Annotated in this window: 8 protein-coding genes and 3 pseudogenes; 8 read left to right on the top strand and 3 right to left on the bottom strand. The window is 43.3% G+C overall.

Annotated elements, in window-relative coordinates; genetic code table 11:
- Nucleotides 1-268: 268 nt before the first annotated feature.
- Nucleotides 269-508 carry a hypothetical protein gene (locus tag QUA45_RS23445; RefSeq protein ID WP_333100685.1) on the bottom strand — a complete coding sequence of 80 codons (240 nt, stop codon included), beginning with the start codon at nucleotides 506-508 and terminating at the stop codon, nucleotides 269-271.
- Between the two features lie 44 nt (nucleotides 509-552).
- A complete protein-coding gene (locus tag QUA45_RS23440; RefSeq protein WP_333100683.1) occupies nucleotides 553-1,080 on the bottom strand; it encodes a hypothetical protein in 528 nt (175 codons plus the stop codon).
- Between the two features lie 564 nt (nucleotides 1,081-1,644).
- Here QUA45_RS23440 and QUA45_RS23435 point away from each other — a divergent pair.
- The 3 pseudogenes from QUA45_RS23435 to QUA45_RS23425 all read left to right on the top strand — a co-directional run.
- Nucleotides 1,645-2,200: pseudogene (locus QUA45_RS23435) on the top strand (transposase); the annotation flags it as partial.
- An 86-nt stretch (nucleotides 2,201-2,286) separates the two neighbouring features.
- Nucleotides 2,287-3,353: pseudogene (locus QUA45_RS23430) on the top strand (ISKra4 family transposase).
- Between the two features lie 101 nt (nucleotides 3,354-3,454).
- Nucleotides 3,455-4,335: pseudogene (locus tag QUA45_RS23425) on the top strand (transposase); the annotation flags it as partial.
- Nucleotides 4,336-4,391: 56 nt separating this feature from the next.
- Here the strand turns inward: QUA45_RS23425 and QUA45_RS23420 are convergent.
- Complete coding sequence (locus tag QUA45_RS23420; protein ID WP_333222250.1) at nucleotides 4,392-9,782, bottom strand: AAA family ATPase; 5,391 nt, start codon at nucleotides 9,780-9,782, stop codon at nucleotides 4,392-4,394.
- Between the two features lie 379 nt (nucleotides 9,783-10,161).
- Between QUA45_RS23420 and QUA45_RS23415 the strand changes: the two genes are divergently transcribed.
- The 5 genes from QUA45_RS23415 (at nucleotide 10,162) to QUA45_RS23395 (ending at nucleotide 17,966) form a co-directional block, all read left to right on the top strand.
- Complete coding sequence (locus tag QUA45_RS23415; RefSeq protein ID WP_333100679.1) at nucleotides 10,162-11,784, top strand: hypothetical protein; 1,623 nt, start codon at nucleotides 10,162-10,164, stop codon at nucleotides 11,782-11,784.
- Nucleotides 11,785-11,816: 32 nt separating this feature from the next.
- Nucleotides 11,817-13,586 carry a ferritin-like domain-containing protein gene (locus QUA45_RS23410; protein ID WP_333222249.1) on the top strand — a complete coding sequence of 590 codons (1,770 nt, stop codon included), beginning with the start codon at nucleotides 11,817-11,819 and terminating at the stop codon, nucleotides 13,584-13,586.
- 36 nt (nucleotides 13,587-13,622) lie between these two features.
- Nucleotides 13,623-14,963 (top strand): radical SAM/SPASM domain-containing protein, encoded by a 1,341-nt coding sequence (locus tag QUA45_RS23405; protein WP_333222248.1) that lies wholly within the window; start codon nucleotides 13,623-13,625, stop codon nucleotides 14,961-14,963.
- A gap of 169 nt (nucleotides 14,964-15,132) precedes the next feature.
- The gene (gene qhpG / locus QUA45_RS23400) at nucleotides 15,133-16,554 is read left to right on the top strand and encodes a flavin-dependent monooxygenase QhpG (protein WP_333222247.1); all 1,422 of its coding nucleotides are present in this window, start codon (nucleotides 15,133-15,135) and stop codon (nucleotides 16,552-16,554) included.
- A 26-nt stretch (nucleotides 16,555-16,580) separates the two neighbouring features.
- Nucleotides 16,581-17,966 (top strand): C45 family peptidase, encoded by a 1,386-nt coding sequence (locus tag QUA45_RS23395; protein ID WP_333100671.1) that lies wholly within the window; start codon nucleotides 16,581-16,583, stop codon nucleotides 17,964-17,966.
- The last annotated feature ends 340 nt before the right edge of the window (nucleotides 17,967-18,306 follow it).

Raw genomic sequence — 18,306 nt, 5'->3', positions numbered from 1 at the left:
TAATTAATCCGAAACATCTCAAAAACTGGTTTACTAATTGCTGCTACTGTACCTCATAACATCCGGAAGTGCTGTAATCGTAGCAGATTGCCAAGGAAGTCGATTTTCCAGAACTAAATCCCTAGCCAGCCAGAGTTGCCAACTCATCAATGGCATTAAATCGCTCCAACGCTCAGATTGTTCGGGAGTTCTCAAGTTAGGCAATGTCCAATGTAATCGTTGCTTAACAAATCTATACCAATGATCGACTCCAAAGCGTCGTAAATACTTAAACCAGACTGTTTCGCTTGGGTAGAGTTCGTTCTCCCACCCAAGCCAACCACAATGGTGGAAACGGCTGACCGTTTGACATGGGCTTCATTCTTTCCACGAGGATTAAATTTACTCTCTGTTCAGGCGCACGATAAAAATGTAAGTCAAGCCATTGCCTGACTCGGACTTGCCCCAACTCTGGATATTCGTCAATTTCAATCACAGCATCCGCTTTACCGCCATGTGGTTTGGTCACCCGGCCTCATTTTTTGCCCGTGCTGGCGTGGTCTGTCGCGACCACTATATGCTGGTGGTGCTGACCACTTTCCAGGCATTCTTTCGGAGTCGCATTAAGCAATCAGCTTGAATGGAAGCTTGCGCTAGTACCCAACAAGCATTGCCATATTCTCGATCTAAAAGTGCTAAGACTGGATTGATGCTCTGTTCACAAACAAGTTTGAGTTGGGAAGCTGCTTTTTCTATGGGTGAAGACCAACTACTAATTCGTTCATGTAGTAGGGGTAATGCCCAACTTCCTTCTGCTTCGGGTATCCACGCAATTGTACTGTACCCCTGTCCAATAATTTCGCCTTTGTGATCTTCATGGGTTCTGTCTTGTAATGTTTTGGCATCTGGTCTGCCCCATGCAGTATGATCGATTGCCACTAAAACGTGTTCCGTTGAGGGTGCTTCCTCCTGTAATTGCTGGAGATACAGCAGCATTAGTTTTTTCCGGTCTGGTCTAGAGTCTTGCAATGCCTCGTAGACGCCGAGGCGTTTGACGATGGAATAATGGATTGAGCGAAAATTCCGCCAAACAGGCTGCATTCGGAGTCGTCATCACTGCATCCATCAGCTCGAATGTCGCATCTTTTGCTTTTACTAATAACTCGTATGCTGCTTGACGGAATTCCTTTAATCGTTCACTGTTCATTTAGGGAGTGGATAGGTTTTCTTTTTCACCCTTATTCTCTCCCGGCGCGGTGGCTCTAGTTCTTCTGAAAGCCACCGTTCTCATCTTTATTTAGTCTAAAGTACAGTTATTCAGGTTGTTGAGAAAGAGGAGTGGGAAGGGGAAGGAAAAGGAGAAAGAGAAGGAAAAGCAGAAGGGGAAGGAACCCACGCTTAAAGACATAGGATTGAAGGATCGACATTATCAAAAGCTATGATGGGGTAAGCTATAGACAATAAAAAATTATGTTTGACCGAGCTTGAAAAACCAATCAATTGCTACGGGTGATTTTTTCCAACTTATTCAGCAATCCCTAATTAGGGCTGGCTGAATAAGCCTAAAACCTTTACAGAGAAAGACTTTGACTGGTTTGAACGTTCCGCGTGTGCAAGCTTATGAGCTAAAATCTGTCCAAAGGCTAGTACAACATCACTTTCGTAATGTACCGAAAAGTTGACCCAACCCCAAACCGGCCATCCAACTTTGACTTGCCTTTTGAGGGGCAATTGTTAAAAGATAATCGTTGGGTAATCATGGCGAAACTAATTCCGTGGTCAGCATTTGAAGCAGAATATGCTCAAAACTTTTCCGTAGATATGGGAACTCCAGCAAAATCTTTTCGGATGGCATTGGGAGGATTAATTATTAAAGAAAGGTTAGGAACCAGCGATCGCGAAACAATAGAACAAATCCGAGAAAACCCATACTTACAATACTTTATATGCATGACCAGCTATCTTCTGTCAAGCACCATTCGACTTATCAATGTTGGTTCATTTTCGACAGAGAATAGGTGTCAACCTAGTCAATAAAATCAATGAAAAAATGGTCAAAGAGCAGACCGAAGCACCAGGCAAAGTAGTCGATAAAAAGTCATCGGACATCAGCGAGCCGAAAAATCAAGGAAAATTAATATTAGACGCAACCTGCGCGCCAGCCGATATTAAATATCCTAACGACTTAGGAATATTGAATCAAGCCAGGGAACAAACCGAAACGGGTGCATCTCAGTTTTGCAAATCTATAAAAAAAGGCTAAAATAAAGAAAGCAGTAAAAATCTCAAAAAAGGATGAGGTAAAAAATGACACCCTCAGAGCGACAGCAGCTAAAAGCATACTTAGAAGGGGCTGCAGAAATTATTTACAGAAATACAGACCCAACAGAGCTAAAAAATTTTGAAAGTATAGAAAAAGTCTTACGTCAGAAAATCTTATCAGAAGTGGGACCCGAACTAGGTAGCTTTTTTTTTCAAAAGTCTCAGGAATTAAAACAGGAAAAACCCGAACAGTAAAATCTGTAGTAGGGTCGCTCAAAATTACCGACAACCAAGCCAAATATTTCGGATTAAAATCTCATACTCAACTTAGCCCGATGCTGGAGAAATGTGCTCTTTTAATCAGTGCCAATGAATCTTATCAAAGAGCAGAAAAAGATTGAGAAGAGTTAACCGGGATTAAAATTTCACATAGCACATTACAAAGATTAGTAAATCGACAAAAATTTGAATTACCTACCTCCAAACAAGGTGTACAAGAAATTACATTAGATGGCGGGAAAATCAGGCTACGCAACGAAACCAAGGGCGAACCCTGTTATTGGAAAGACTATAAAGCCTTGTGTTTAGATAATGTTTACTGTGGAGCTTTTTTTCAAAAGTCTCAAGATTTAATTGATTGGGCGAATAGCCAAAAACTGCTGCATCCTATGTACTGTATAGGAGATGGTCATCCGGGAATTTGGAACTTGTTTCAAGAAATTGGAGAGGCCCAACAAAGACAAGAAATTTTAGATTGGTATCATCTTAAAGAAAATCTCTACAAGGTAGGGGGTTCATTTAAACGATTAAAATCAGCAGAAAATTTGTTGTGGCCAGGTCAAGTTGATGAAACAATCAATTTATTTAAAGACCTAAAAAAGAAAGCATTTAAAACATTTTGCCACTATTTGGAAACCCATCGCTGTCGAATAGTTAATTACTTATACTATAAAGTAGAATCCATAGGTTCGATTGGTTCGGGAACAGTTGAATCACTCATTAAACAAATTGGAACACGGGTGAAACTATCGGGATCACAGTGGAATATTGAGAGCGTTTCCTCTATTCTTTCTCTTCGCTGTGCTTATCTCAATGGTCAACTTTCCACTTGATATATTTGCAAAAGTGAGATGCACCCAACCGAAACAATCATAGATGCTTTGCACACTCAAATTCAGTCACCACTAAAAAAAAACCAAGAACTTATTGAAACCTAGCTAGAAAAGAATACTTGACAGTAGCCAAGAAACGAAGACCATCACAAAAAAAGCGAAGAAAAGCGATTAAGAAACAACTTCAATATATTAAAATAAATTTAGCTCATATCGCGGTCATAGGTGAGCGAACGTGGCAGACCAAATATTATTATAAAATGCTATTAGTAGTCACAGAAGTCTACCGTCAACAGTTATGGATGTATGAAAATAAAACACATAGTATTGAGGACAGAATAGTAAGTTTAACACAACCACACATCGCCCCATCGTCAGAGGGAAAGCCGGGAAATCCGTTGAGTTTGGGGCAAAGCTGTCAGCCAGTTGTCGTAACGGATACGTGTTTTTAGACCGAATTAGTTGGGATAATTTTAACGAATCTGTAGACTTAAAAAAACAAGTAGAAGAATTTAAACGGTTCACGGGATTTTATCCCGAATCAATTCATGTAGATCGAATTTATCGAACTCGCGACAATCGAGCTTGGTGCAAAGAAAGAGGAATTAGAATGAGTGATCCCCATTTAGGAAGACCCTCGACAAATATTAGTAAGTCAACGAAGAAACAAGCTTTAGAAGACGAGAGAATTCGTAACTCTATTGAGGAAAAATTTGGAGAAGCTAAAAGAAGATTCAGCCTCGGTAGAGTGATGGCTAAACTTTCTAATACTTCTCAAACCACCATCCCCATAACTTTTTTGGTGATGAATCTTTCGGCCCTGCTACGGCAGGCTTTTTGGCTTTTTTTATGTCTATTTCAGAATATACACTTTTTTTCCTGTTTTCCACCTGTGATGATTAATAAAGATTATGCTTTGGACAAAATATCGCAAACAAAGCTTATATTATCCAGGGACTCGCGAGTTAATTCATCTTTCTAAATGCTGTTTTCTTACTTTTTCAGCAAGCCCTAATTATTCCCAAAAAACAATCTCCCCTACTTTTGTTTCAACACCACCAAGGCAATATCATCAAAAACTTTTTGCTCGCCAATATGCCGCCGCACATCTTCAATTACGACTTGCCGAATTTCCTCTACTCCTAGGTGGTGATTTCTGGATATGACTTCGCACAGTCTCTCCAAGCCGTAAAGTTTTCGATTAATATCGAAAGCTTCAGTAATCCCATCGGTATAAAGCACCACTACATCTCCCGGGTTCAGCAACACTTGAGTTTGGGCAACAAAATCAGCAATCTCCACATCCAAACCAATGGGGAAACCCAGAGATACCGTATCTATCCGCTCGACGCTGCTATCAGTACGCACCACTATTATCTCTTCATGTTGACCGCTGATATTGAGGATACTATCTTGATACTCTAATAATGCCAAGGTCATATTTTTTCCAGAATTCATCCGCTGGAGATTGCCGTAAAGGGTTCGATTGAGCACATCCATAAACCTCACCGGATCTGTTTCATTACTTTCTTGAAGCGTTCGGACAGCGGTTTGCGCCATAATCATTATCACGCCACTTTCTAACCCGTGTCCCGTAACATCGCCGATGCTGAAATACACTTTGCCATTCTTAGATTGCACGTCGTAGTAGTCGCCACCCACTTCATCTGCAGGTTCCATAAAAACAGCAATTTCTAAGTCTTCAATTGCCTCAATTTCTGAGAAATTTGGCAGCACCATTTGTTGTAGTTTTCTCGCTACATCTAATTCGGCACTTAAGCGGATGTTCTCTTTTTTCAAGCGTGAGTTGAGCGCAGTAATTTCTTCATAAGCAAGGGCGAGTTGGCGGTTGGAATCAGCTAGTTGAGCCGTGCGCTGTTGCACTTTTTCTTCTAAATTTTGATAGAGGCGAGCATTTTCAATGGAAATAGCAGCTTGAGCAGATAATACTTTTAAAAGTTCCAATCTGTCGGCGGTAAATGCAGCCTCGGTTAAATTATTTTCTAAATAAAGAATACCGAGGCAAATTCCTTGATGTTGAATAGGGAGACACAGTAACGATTTAGGATGACGCTGGATAATATAAGGCTCGGCAGCCCAATTAGCTTCCTTAGTTGCATCATTAATTACTAGAGTTTCAGCCGTGCGCCAAACATAATTGACGATTGATACCGGAATCTCTTGGCTGCTGTCAACTGAGATAGATTGCAAGTGGCACTCGCTACCAAGCGATTGAGCGGTGATAAATAATTCACCCGATTGTTCTAAAATCAGAGCGCCGCCTGTTGCTCCTGCATTTTCCATCACCACTTTTATTAAAGTTGAGATTAACTTATCGAGATTAATTTCTCCAGATATGACTTGAGAGGCTTCGATGACTGTTGTTAAATCTAGAGCTGATGAAATACCTGTACCAGTGCTACTTGTAACTTTGAGCGCGGCGATTTCATGAGTCATCAGAGTTACTGTATCGCCCAATTGCGCGCCAGGATTTCTAATAAAAATAGGGGCGAGTAATTGAGGATAGCGTTTTTCTAAATCTTCAATTTTTGCTTTGGCTCCCCAGCGAGAGTAAGCGTAATAAGCTGCTATAAGGTAGGTTTGAGCAATGGTTTCTTTACCCCAAGCTAAATAAAACTTGGCGGCAAGTTCGTTAGCGATTGCTTCTTCATTGACGTACTCGTTTTCTTTGGCGATGGAAATAGCCCGATCGTAATTATCCATTGCTTCTACATTTTCACCCAGAACCCGATGCCGTTCTGCTTCCACCAGATAAAATTTATGCGAGTGATTCATCGGCGCGTGTTCAGCCCAGGTCTTGAGTTTTTGCTGATTGTGTGCTACTTTTTCTAAAATTCGCTCGCGATCGCTGGTGGATGAATCGGTCAAAATCGCTAGCTGTACCAGGGAGTCGTAGAAATGGAATAGGGGTACACACAGAAGAGCGATCGCGCTATCAATATATTCCTCGGCCTTGGCAGTATTTGCGATCGCTTGTGGCAATTCCTCAAACAGATAACAGAGAATCAGCTTGTTTAAATACAAATAGTGCAATCCGTTTCTGTCGTTGCCTTCTAAATGTTGCGACACTAATTCTACTTCGTCATAAGCTTCACCCACTAAAAGGCAGCGATTTTCCGACTCACCTAATAAGTTAAGCACTGCCTGCCTAAAAATTTCATTATAATTAAATGAGGCAATTTGTTTTAGTTGTTTGAGCGCATGACTGTAAGACGCCATTTCCCGTTCTAAGCCAGTTAGTTCGGCCCCAGCAAAATATAAATGGTTACAGGCGTAACAGACACTGTAAGCCGCAAATTCTAAATCTCCAGTTTCCAAGCCAATTTGGTAACTCTCTAGCAAAGGTTTTAATGTTTTGCGGACTGGTTCTTTCCAATGGGCGACCATACCACCAAAAATAAAGAATGTTTTTGGTTTAATTTCCTTAACGTTGAACTCCGAAGCCACTGTTAAAGCTAAGAGACCAAATTGATAACCCAATTCAATATCTCCCACAACGCCGCACATAATTAACCCATAGGTGGCATAAGCAAAAGCCGACCAAGCAGCATTGCCATATTGCAGGGATAAATTCACCCGATGGCACACCGTCAGGGGATACATCTGAGGCGCAGAAATATAGGTGGCAGAGGATAAACTCGAAAGAATTTGCATCGCTGCCAATTTTTCTGGATCCGTCATCGCTGGCAAGTTAATCAAGTCCTCGATTGGGCGAGAACCCAAATTTTCTCTCGTTTCCACCATTGCTTGCTGAATATCTGATGGTTGGGTGTTTTCTGGAAAATCTATCCCCAAAAGCTTCAGCACTTGTAGCCCCGTTCTCACCGCGTCTAAACCTCGGGTTTGCGCCATGTAGGCTTGAATTTTGACTTCATAGACTTTCACTTTATCCAGCAAAGTTTTAGCTTCGTTCAAAACAAGTGCTGACCACGCCTCCATCTGCTCGAAGTTACCCCCCAGATAGGCTGACTCAGCGGCTAATTCATACAGTGCCAGCGTTCGATCGTAATTCGTTTGCCAGCTATCTGCTGTTAGCAGTTTCATGCCTACAGATAAATAACCGATCGCGGCCGCATAGGCTGTAGAAGCTTTGGCTTTACGTCCCGCAAGTAAATTTAACTGCACCAGTTCGTCTTGTTCTGTTTGACTGTCAATTAAATCGACGGCAATATTCAACTGGTTGACAATATCAAAAATTTTCTCTTCCCGTTCCGTTTCGGGGGTATTTGCCAACAGCAGCCGTCCAATTTTCAGATGAGTTGATTGTTTTTGGTCTTCGGGAATTAGAAAATAAGCCGCTTGCTGCACTCGATCGTGGAGAAATTTGTAAGGAACTGTCAGTTCTACATTCTCTTGACTTGTGACCGAAGACTCATATTGGAAGAATTTGTAAACTTCGCTAATTGGAATAACTAAACCTTCTTGCAAAGCTTTCCACAAGTCAGCCGCTGTCTCAGCTTGGGATTTTTCGCGGACAATTGCTAGGGTAGCGAGGTCAAAAGTGTTGCCGATGCAAGCTGCTAATTTCAATACTGTTTGAGTATTTTCCGGCAGTTTCTGCAACTGTATTGCCATAAACTCGACAACATCATCGCTGACGGAAATTGTCTTAACTTGTGCAATATCGCACTGCCAATAGTTGCAGCTAATATCAAACGATATTAATTCATCTTCGTAAAGCGATTTGAGGAATTGATTCGTAAAGAAAGGATTGCCTTTGGTTTTTGCCAGTACCAGTTCGGTTAAAGAAATTGCTCGCTCTGGCGGACAACTCAGAGTATCGGCAATCAGGCAGTTTAAGGAAGGTTGGTCTAAAGGTGCTAAGGTAATTTGATTGACCGTCGCATTAGTTTCCTTAATTTCATCTAACGTCAGCATCAGCGGATGTGCGGGAGAAACTTCGTTGTCTCGATAAGCTCCTATTAGCAACAGACAACGGGTATCCCCATCGCTTAAAAGCAATTGCATCAACTTCAAAGAAGCTGAATCTGCCCACTGTAAATCATCTAAGAAAATCACTAAAGGATGTTCTTGAGTCGCGAAGACTCGGATAAACTTTTGAAACAGCAAATTGAAGCGATTTTGAGCCGCACTTCCTTCTAGTTCGGGGGCGGGTGGTTGCTTGCCAATCAGCAGTTCTAGTTCGGGGATGACCTCAATAATGACTTGGCCGTTTTCTCCCAAAGTGGCTAAGATTTTTGCTTTCCATTTCTGCACAACAGCCGCAGTTTCAGTCAGCAGTTGTCGCATTAAATTTTGCAGAGCTTGTACCCATGCCCAAAAGGGAATGTTGCGATTAAATTGGTCGAATTTTCCTTTAATAAAATAACCGCGTTGGCGGACAATGGGTTTGTGAACTTCATTGACAACGGCAGTTTTACCAATGCCGGAAAATCCTGCTACTAGCATGATTTCTGAATTTCCAGAACTGATGCGTTCAAATGCTGCTAAAAGCGTTTCTACTTCAATTTCTCTGCCGTAAAGTTTTTCTGGGATAACGAAGCGTTCGGAAATGTCCCTTTTTCCTAATTCAAAGGGTGCAATCTTACCGCTAGCTGCGTACTGTTCTAAACACTTTTCTAAATCGTATTTAATCCCAAAAGCTGTTTGATAGCGGTCTTCAGCAGTTTTTGCGATCAATTTCATTACGATGTCATTTAAAATTTGGGGGATGGCGGGATTTACTGCAATAGGGGGAATGGCTTGACGGGCAATATGACAGTGAACTAATTCCATCGGGTCTGTCGATAGAAAAGGCAACTGACCCGCTAGCAGTTCGTAAAAAGTTACGCCCAAGGAGTAAAAGTCAGTACGATAGTCAATGCCCCGATTCATGCGTCCCGTTTGTTCCGGGGAGATATAAGCGAGGGTGCCTTCTAACTGATTGGGGTTTTGAATTTCTTGGCTTTCTCTGGGTAAAAGCGAGGAAATACTGAAGTCAATCAGTTTGACTTGTTTAGTTTTAGGGTTAATTAAAATATTCTGGGGTTTAATATCTTTATGAATAATTCGGCAGCGATAAAGTCCTTCTAGCGTCGTGACAATTTGAAGAGCTATGTCAAAAAAATCAGCGAGGTTATCGGTAATTTTTCCGGTTTTTGACAAAACCGGGGAAGTCAGGTAGTTAGCCAGGGAAATGCCACCATAATTCTCCATTATCAGGGCAAAACCATTTCGATAGTTTTCCAAGCTTAAATGTTTGACAATTCCCGGAAAGTCGAGATTTTTGGCAATTGTGTATTGATTGCGGAACTGTACCAGTTCGGTGAATGCTGGATACTCAGACTGAAGCAGTTTGATTGCAACTGGTTGACTGTCTAACTTTTTAATTCCTAGGTAAACTTGGGTTCTGTTACCATTGTAAATTTGTTCGGTGATGTAATAGCCAGGAATTTTTAGAGTTGTCATTTTCACTCGATATTGGTAATTTACAATTATTAATTCTTGGCTTATCGATATACATCATAACATCGACTTTAGGGCTGTATCAGTCATTCATTCTATATTGGCTAATTTTTAGCCTAGATAGAAGAATGAATCTTGGCTCTTACAAAAATATATTAACGTTATCCTTTATTTAGTAAACTTACAAACAAAATCTAGCACCCAAATATTAAGTCTTGTTATGATTTACTATAATATATTAACTATTCATAAATTTTATTGCTCTAGCAAGGGGACTAATAACTTGTATGAGTAATATTGTTGGCACGCAGATAAATTAATGGGTAAGATTTAAAAGTCAGTACAAGGCTCAAACTGAACGGGTATCTTCGGGGAGTTGTTAATGGATACAATTTTAGAAGTGTTCTTTCTACCACCGATGGCGATCGCGCGTTTAGGTAGCAGCGATACACCAATGGAAAGTTTCACTTGGACAGAAGATCCCAGCGTCTTTGGGGGCGATATGACTATTATAACCCCCCAAGTCAGCTTAGAAGTCAGAGAAGATGGCTCTCTGTGTCCTGACCTACCTCAGTCGATTCGCTTTCGGGATGGCAAGTCCTTGCGACCAGTTGCTCCCTTTTTTGAGTTGTGGGTAACGGTTCAGTCAGGGAAGGATGGCACGATTAAGGAAGTGCCCCTGACCTTAAATTTACTAGCCGAGTTGGGCGCTTCCACTGAAAACATTCGGTATCGGATAACAGCAGGAAACCGGAAAGCTTCCTTCCGCACGGGCGATCCCGCTTGTTCCTACACCGCAATGGTAGAAGTGGCTGGCCAGGATTGCAAGCGTTACCCCCTGCTAGCATACAGCCGTCACACTGCGGGTCAAGCACCTCTAGTTTTGAAAGACCATCCCATTCCTCTGGGTCACTTCCAAGTCATGCGTCCGACTCCCGAAACCAAGTTGGGGGTTGACTTGAGTCAATTGCGCGTTCGCTTCACTCCTGCTAAAGGAAAAGTCTACGGCCCGCCAAGCGCGATCGCAGGCCCAGCTTCTGGGTTACCCCCCGGTGAAGCAGCAGCGCCTCTTTCAGAAGCGGGTCGCGTTTATGAAATTGTACCGCCAGAAAATCGTATCCTCAACGAAAATACGGTGTGGTCAAAGTATATTTTGGGACGAGAATACGACGATGCTTTACCCTCCGATAGTTATGACGGCGCCAATGTGGGGGATAACGCTTCCTGGGGAGTGGTGGATGATAGTTGCGATGCCGTTATTGAAGCTTACCTGGCGATCGCCTCCGAGCGCTACGTTGCTACGGCGCGAGTCTTGGTCGGCCCACCGGATTTTGCTCCGGATCGCCGTCCCTTTTACTCGATCGCCGATGACCTCGCCGATCGCGATCTGGATTCAGTACAGGTAAATAAAGACACCGAACAAGTAACGGCAGAAGAAATTCAAGATTTATTCCACCGCATCTATGAAACCGTGAGCTTGATGAGTCTGGATTCAGCACGCACCCGTTCGATTCGGGAAAATGATTCAGACGACCAAAAGCCTAACTTTCCGGGTATGCCCCAAATCGACAAACGCAGTTTGTCGGGGGAAGATGTTCCTTATGTCGATAAAAGCCCTGATTTGCTGATTTCTTCAGCCCCTCAAGAAGAGAGCATTAGCGTTAAACGCGATCGCTTGCCCTATAAAGATGTCGCTCATTTCGTTCACACGCCCCTCACCGATATTGACACCCTAATCCATTTTTTCCGCAGTCACCAAAGACACATAGAGCGACTGATCCGTCCTCCCTTCGGTCATTTCCACCAACTAACAGATAATCCACCACCGGATGTTGAACCCAACCCTGATTTCCGCGACCCTCGCATTTTGCGCGACAAACTCTACGATATGCGGATGCCGCCCTATATGCGCGACTCAGATCAAAATCCTCTATCTCTGACTCGACGGCAGTATGAGGAATTGATGGCATTGGTGAAACTGTTGAACGAACCGCAAGCAAAATAGCGGTTTTAAATCGAACCAAGAAGGGAGTTGTCATGGCTGAACAAAATAACACAGCAAAGAAAATTTTTCCTCGCAACTTAACTGCGAGAGCTACCTATCAAGTAGCGGGCAATCCTGTTACCACCCGCTTGGAGTCTGGGGTAGGTAACTGTTATCCGGGGCTGGAAATGCACGTTCCGGCCCTCGATCGCCGATTTTTTCCAGGGCTGCTTTTTACCTTTGTTGACTTGGCTGATAATCTACCTCCTTATACAGAACCGCAGCGGCGAGGGGCAAAGCTGATTTATGTCGATCTAACCGATCCACAAATGAATCGCAGCAACCCCCAAGTTACCGAACTTTACCGAGAACTGTCTGGAGATAAGGGAGCAAATTTGGCTGCGGGAACCTGGTACCTGCACTCGATCAAGCAGGACGGAAAAGAAATTTTCATGTACGAATATAGCAAAGATGGTAGTCGCACTCCCTTGCAAGGTTTAGTCGTCTGGCGTTTAGTCAGCAGTCTGAAACCTGAACCCGCTGCTTTAAAGATTAAATTAATCCAGCGGGATACCAACTTTCCTTTATCAGAAATCGAATTGACAGGTTGGCGGCGGCGTTACGTCGATCCAAAAACGGGAGTTATCGACCTTGCCTACTCTCCCGGTGAATTAGGACAAAGTTTGTGTTCCCCTTGGACCCATGATTTTCGCGATTGTGCTTGTCATTATTGGGCTTCTAATCATCCAGATGTCGTGTATGGTGCGATCGCTCCCGATGAAGAGATCCTGCCCGATGGCGAGTCAGCTAATTCCATTAAAGCCAATACTCCCATTGACTGGTTGCGCGAAGATCGATCGCCCTCTGGTACAGTAGCGGCGATGAATACGATCGACAAAAATCGCCCTTTCCAGTTCGACCATTTCCAAATTAACCAACACTGGGAAGAGTTAAATATTGTCTTGCAGGGTCATGAAATAGGAGAAACTTACCAACCTCAACTCCGTGAAGCTGACCCCGAACCGTTTAGTTCTCCTGTAGAATTGGCCGCCGAACTGCGAGACAAATTAGCTCCCTTAGAAATGGCTCTGGCTTTGGAATATTTGTATGCTCGTTATTCGATTAAAACACCTCAAGAAATTGAAGGCGACGTCTGGCCTACTCTCAAGTCAGATGTCACTTTCATGCGGCATTTTCTGATGATGGTAGCAGCAGGTGAAATGACTCACCTACGCTGGGTAAACCAATTGCTTTGGGGACTTTACCAAGCTGGATTAATTGAGTATTACCAACCCGTTTTGATCCCAGCTACCGAAATCCCGATAGGTCGTCATAACGAGCCGCGCCCCAGACAACTCCGTCCGCTCACTCTAGAAACGCTAGAGGACTTTATTAAAGTCGAAAAACCGAGCGGATATATTGAAGGAGCTTACGCACGGGTTGTTGCCACTTTGCGCCAACCGGAATATCAACATCTGAATCATTTATACGAATTGGCGATTCGGATTGACACCGACGGCGTGCAGCATTTCAGCCACTTCCGCGATATTAAGAAAGCTCTGAAAGTCTACCCGGCCGATCGACCCGATCTTTACCTCCGCAATGTCAGAGTAGGAACGCAGGATGAGGCTCGTCAAGCCCTCAAATTGTATAACGACATTATCCTTCCTCAACTTTACAACGCCTACTCTAGTTTCTCTGACAAAGACTTCCACACAGGTGGCAAACAAACTCATTTTGCGAGGGAGGCGATGACTAAGCTGAATCAAATTGCTGATGAACTGGCACGTCAGGGAATTGGTATTCCCTTCTGGGAAGACTAATTTTAGGTTGGGTTTTCTACTTCTTTTAAAATCTTTATGCGCGTTAATTACTTGAGTGATGGTTCGGAAGTATTGTCAAAACTTCATTTTTTTGACACAGAATATGGCTTACATATGCTGATTGCCGATGGCTCTCAAGTTTATGGAATAGAGCCAGAATTACAACAAGAAATAGAGGCAGCAGCCAAACAAAATACCGATACCGTCGATCGCCTTCTCCAACAATACGGATTGACTGCCAAAACCTTTATAGACGGTCAACCGTTGTCACAACCGCCATTAAAAGCACTGTCCCTCGCTGTTGCCCAGAAATGCAACCTGGGATGCACTTATTGTTACGCCCAAGAAGGCAGTTTCGGGGGGGCTGCCAAAAATATGTCTTGGGAGGTGGCAAAAGCGGCTGTGGAGCGATTATTTGAGGAAGCGCAACCCGAAGAGCGCGTGAATCTCTCTTTTTTGGGAGGAGAACCTTTAGTAAATCGTCAATTAATTCATGCTGCCACTCAGTTAGCTTTTGATTTATCCCAAAAAAGAGGTGTGAAAATTGGCTTTTCAATTACCACGAATGGTACTTTGCTTGAACCAGAGGATGCAGACTTTTTTGAGCGGTATGGATTTGCCGTAACAGTAAGTTTGGATGGTGTGGGGGAAGTTCACGATCGCACCCGTTCGTTCAAAAGTGGCAAAGGCAGTTACGAGCGAGTCATGGCTAATATTAAACCGTTACTATCCCAGCAACGACAAATGCAAGTTTCCGCCCGCGTTACGGTAACACCTAAAAATTTGTACCTGCGAGAAACCTTGGAGCATTTTATCGGTTTGGGATTTCACAGTATCGGCTTTTCTCCCATGCTGAGTTCGCCAACAGGACGCGAGCAAATGGAAACAGAAGCTCTCCAAGTGATGCTTGCACAAATGATTGACTGCGGGCAAGAATTCCAGCAGCAAACAATTGCAGGAAACCGCTATCCCTTTGCCAATATAACTTCAGCAATACAACAAATCCATCGAGGCACTCATAGACCCTACCCTTGCGGTGCAGGTGCAGGATATATGGGGGTATCTGCGGAGGGCAATCTCTCTGCTTGCCATCGCTTTGTCGATGATGAGGCTGGTTTTATGGGCAGTCTGAAAAACGGCATCGATCGAGAAAAACAAGATCGGTGGTTGGCAGAAAGACAAGTCGATCGTCAAGAACCTTGCAATAGCTGTTGGGCGCGTTATTTGTGCAGCGGTGGATGCCATTATGAGGTGATTCATCGCGGTAGACCTGCTTGCGATTATATTCGGGGCTGGTTGCATTTTTGCTTGCAAACTTACGTCAGTCTCTTAGAAAAATCCCCGGATTATTTTACGGGCGATCGCATTCCTATTTGAATTAACAGGACTTAAGCAAAAAAAACCGGGATTCTATGAAAAATCTTCGCTTGGGAATTAGATATTTACGCAGAAACTAAGTTTTTAGGTTTCTAACGCAGAGGCAAAAAAAGCGGATTTATTGAGACAATTTTTAAGCTAAAATCCAAACTCTCAAATCTCAAATCGAATGACTGCTAATTTCCCGATTGAAACCGAAGTTTGTGTGGTGGGCGGTGGGCCTGCTGGTTCTAGTATTGCTCGCAGGCTGGCACTTTTAGGTCACGATGTTTGTTTGATCGAACAAGCGGCGTTTCCTCGCCCCCACATCGGGGAGTCTTTGCCGCCGTCTATTATACAAATGTTTGAATTGTTGGGGGTGCGATCGCTAATCGAAGCAGCGGGTTTTTTGAGAAGCCATCGCGCGCGAGTTCGTTGGTCAAGTACCGACAATAGTTGGCAATCGCACCCCGGAGAATCTGGGTTTCAGGTCGATCGCAGCCGATTTGACCAGTTACTATTAGAAGCAGCCAAAGAAGTCGGGGTACGTGTTTTGCAACCGGCACGTGTCTCTCCTCCCCAACGGCAAGGACAATATCAATGGTTGGTTCCCGTTCGTTCGGGCGATCGCCACTACACCATCAAAACACGGTTTCTGGTTGATGCGACGGGAAAACACAGCCCGCTAGCTGGGAAAAAACAGCGTTATTCTGCGGCGACATTGGCATTATACGGTTATTGGAAAAATACCAGTTTTCATGGTGCAGAAAGTCGCCTGGAAGCAGGTGCAAATGAATGGTTCTGGGGCGCATCTTTACCAAATGGTACTTTCAATGCAGCGGTTTTTTTGGATAAGCAGCGGTATGCCCAAATAGGAGGCGATCGGCAAAAATTCTATGAAGATATACTAGCAAAAACTACTTTATTCCCAGAGTGTTTGGAGGGCAAGTTAGAAACTCCGGTGCAGCTTTGCGATGCCTCGTCTTATTTTACCATAGATCCGATAGGGCTAGATTTTATCCGAGTTGGTGAAGCGGCACTTTCTATCGATCCGTTGTCTTCCCAAGGCGTACAAGTGGCAATGATGTCTGCTTTTACTGGCAGCATTGCAGTACACACAATTTTAACCCAGCCAGATAGCACCGATGCCGCGATCGCTTTTTACTGCGACAGACAGAGAGAAACCGTCGATCGCAATCAAAAAACAGCGGCCCAATTTTATGCCGAACAAGATATTTATCCTGCTACTTCTTTTTGGCAAAGTCGCGCCCATAAGCCCCCGATTCAAAACCTAACTGAATGGCAATTGAATACTTCTCTCTTTAACCTCAACACTCGCATCCAGTTGTCGCCCGCGGCAAAACTGATGCTTGCACCTGTCATCCAAGGGAATTTAATTGAGAAAGTTAAAGCCTTGCACCATCCGGGATTAGATCGACCTGTAGCTTATTTAGGAAACGTTGCGATCGCCAGCTTCCTCGAAGAATTGGTTGCCGGACAAACAGTCTTGGAACTGATGCAAAAATGGTCAAAACAGCAAACTTTGCCGATTTGTTGGCAATTGCTGCAATGGTTTTGGTCTCAACATATTCTCGTGTCCCTTTGCCCATGACCTATCTATTATAAAAAGGAAAAACAATGACTTTCACTCGTGCTCATCTCAATCAAACCGAACAAAACTACTTATCAAAAGCCTATCGCTTTGAAAGAGCAGGTTGGATATTTTTACATATTGAAGGTGCTCCATTTGAACGAGGGTTTCAGCACGGCTATTTACTTGCCAAAGAGCTAGACGAAGCCTTAAAAACGATTAAATTTACCAGTAACTGGGATACAGGAGATACATTTGAGTCCTTGGAGAAAGCAGCAATGGACCTATACGATCATTGGTTAAACAAGGACGAGTTAGGTGGGGAATTTAAAACTGAGCTTGAGGGAATTGTAGCTGGAGCTTTGAAGGCGGGTGTAGAAATTTCCTATCCAGAAATTTTAGCTTGGAACGCTAATATAGAACTGTTGGGTGATTGGTGGCCCCAACATAAAAATACACAACCCGGAGAATTCTTGCGAGGTCATCACTGCAATTCCTTCATCGCTACGGGTGACAAAACAACCGCAGACAGTGGAATTGTTCTAGCTCACAATACTTGGGATACATACATCAACAGTAACTCCGCCAATATCGTCATGGATATTCATCCCGATCGGGGAAATAGCATTTTAATGCAGAGTGCGCCAGGTTTTTTGCACAGCGGTACTGACTTCTTTTTAACAGGTATTGGAATTATGGGTGCCGAAACCAGCATTGCTGGATTTTCTGGATATGATGAAAAGAAAGCTCCTGAATTTTATCGAGTCAGAAAGGCAATGCAATACGCCCAAAGTCTTGATGAATGGATGGAGATAATGCAGGTTAATAATAACGGGGGGTATGCCAATAGTTGGTTAATTGGAGATATTCGCACGGGAGAAATTGCGCGGTTAGAATTGGGATTAAAATATGTCGGTATCACCCGCAAGCAAGAAGGATACTTCTGGGGATGTAATGTTGTCGAAGATCCGAGAATTCGCAATCAAGAATGCGATAACGTAGGGTATTCCAACCTACTCCAAAGTGGTGGGCGTCGGGTGCGTTGGGAGCAACTTCTGGCTGAGTATTGCGGGAAAATTAACATTGAATCTGCAATGGCAATGATTTCCGATGATTACGATGTTTACCTCAAAGAACACAATTCATCAAACCGCACCATCTGTGCTAGGTTCGATCGCGATCCTGCTGCCTTTAATCCTCTAGAATTCGGGCCTTACTATCCTTATGGAGCTAATGATGGTAAAGTAACGGATAGTACGATGGCTAAACAAATGAGTTTCTTGGGTCGCTACGGACATCCGGACGGCTCAACATTCAATGCTAAACAATTTTTAGAAGAACAGCCTCAGTATGCTTGGCAAAGTGAGTTTCTCAGAGATAAACCTCATCAGCCGTGGGTAAATTTTTCCGCTCGTAACGATGGAGAGATTTAGCCAAAAAATGGTCGCTCTGCGTTTACAGTTATAGAAAACATTGTATAAGCGAAACTTAAATCTGTTAACAGATAAAAATTAGTAGCGGTCGATAGACAGTTTTCTGTTTTGAGTAAAATTTTATTGAGTCTTTAAACAGCAGCCCATGTTTTATTTGATATTAGGACTTACGCAACTGGCAGACTCCAATCGATTTGTAGGATGCGTCAGACTTTCGTTATAAAACGATTATCGAGGGTTTGGGATAGTAGCGCACCTTACTAACTGTAGTTTAGACTAAAAAATGATTGCAGCCAAAAGTAGCTGCCTTTGAATATCCGGCAAGCTGTTACTCAAAAAC

It is taken from the genome of Microcoleus sp. Pol12A5 (genome assembly GCF_036701435.1).
In the GTDB taxonomy this organism is placed as follows: domain Bacteria; phylum Cyanobacteriota; class Cyanobacteriia; order Cyanobacteriales; family Microcoleaceae; genus Microcoleus.
The sequence above is the reverse complement of the archived record's forward strand: the minus strand, read 5'-3'. Positions and strand labels throughout refer to the sequence as shown.

Coding starts and splice junctions, on each gene's coding strand:
- QUA45_RS23405 (WP_333222248.1), top strand. CDS start 13,623: ATGCGCGTTAATTACTTGAGTGATGGTTCGGAAGTATTGTCAAAACTT.
- QUA45_RS23440 (WP_333100683.1), bottom strand. CDS start 1,080: ATGCAGCCTGTTTGGCGGAATTTTCGCTCAATCCATTATTCCATCGTC.
- QUA45_RS23415 (WP_333100679.1), top strand. CDS start 10,162: ATGGATACAATTTTAGAAGTGTTCTTTCTACCACCGATGGCGATCGCG.
- qhpG (WP_333222247.1), top strand. CDS start 15,133: ATGACTGCTAATTTCCCGATTGAAACCGAAGTTTGTGTGGTGGGCGGT.
- QUA45_RS23420 (WP_333222250.1), bottom strand. CDS start 9,782: ATGACAACTCTAAAAATTCCTGGCTATTACATCACCGAACAAATTTAC.
- QUA45_RS23395 (WP_333100671.1), top strand. CDS start 16,581: ATGACTTTCACTCGTGCTCATCTCAATCAAACCGAACAAAACTACTTA.
- QUA45_RS23410 (WP_333222249.1), top strand. CDS start 11,817: ATGGCTGAACAAAATAACACAGCAAAGAAAATTTTTCCTCGCAACTTA.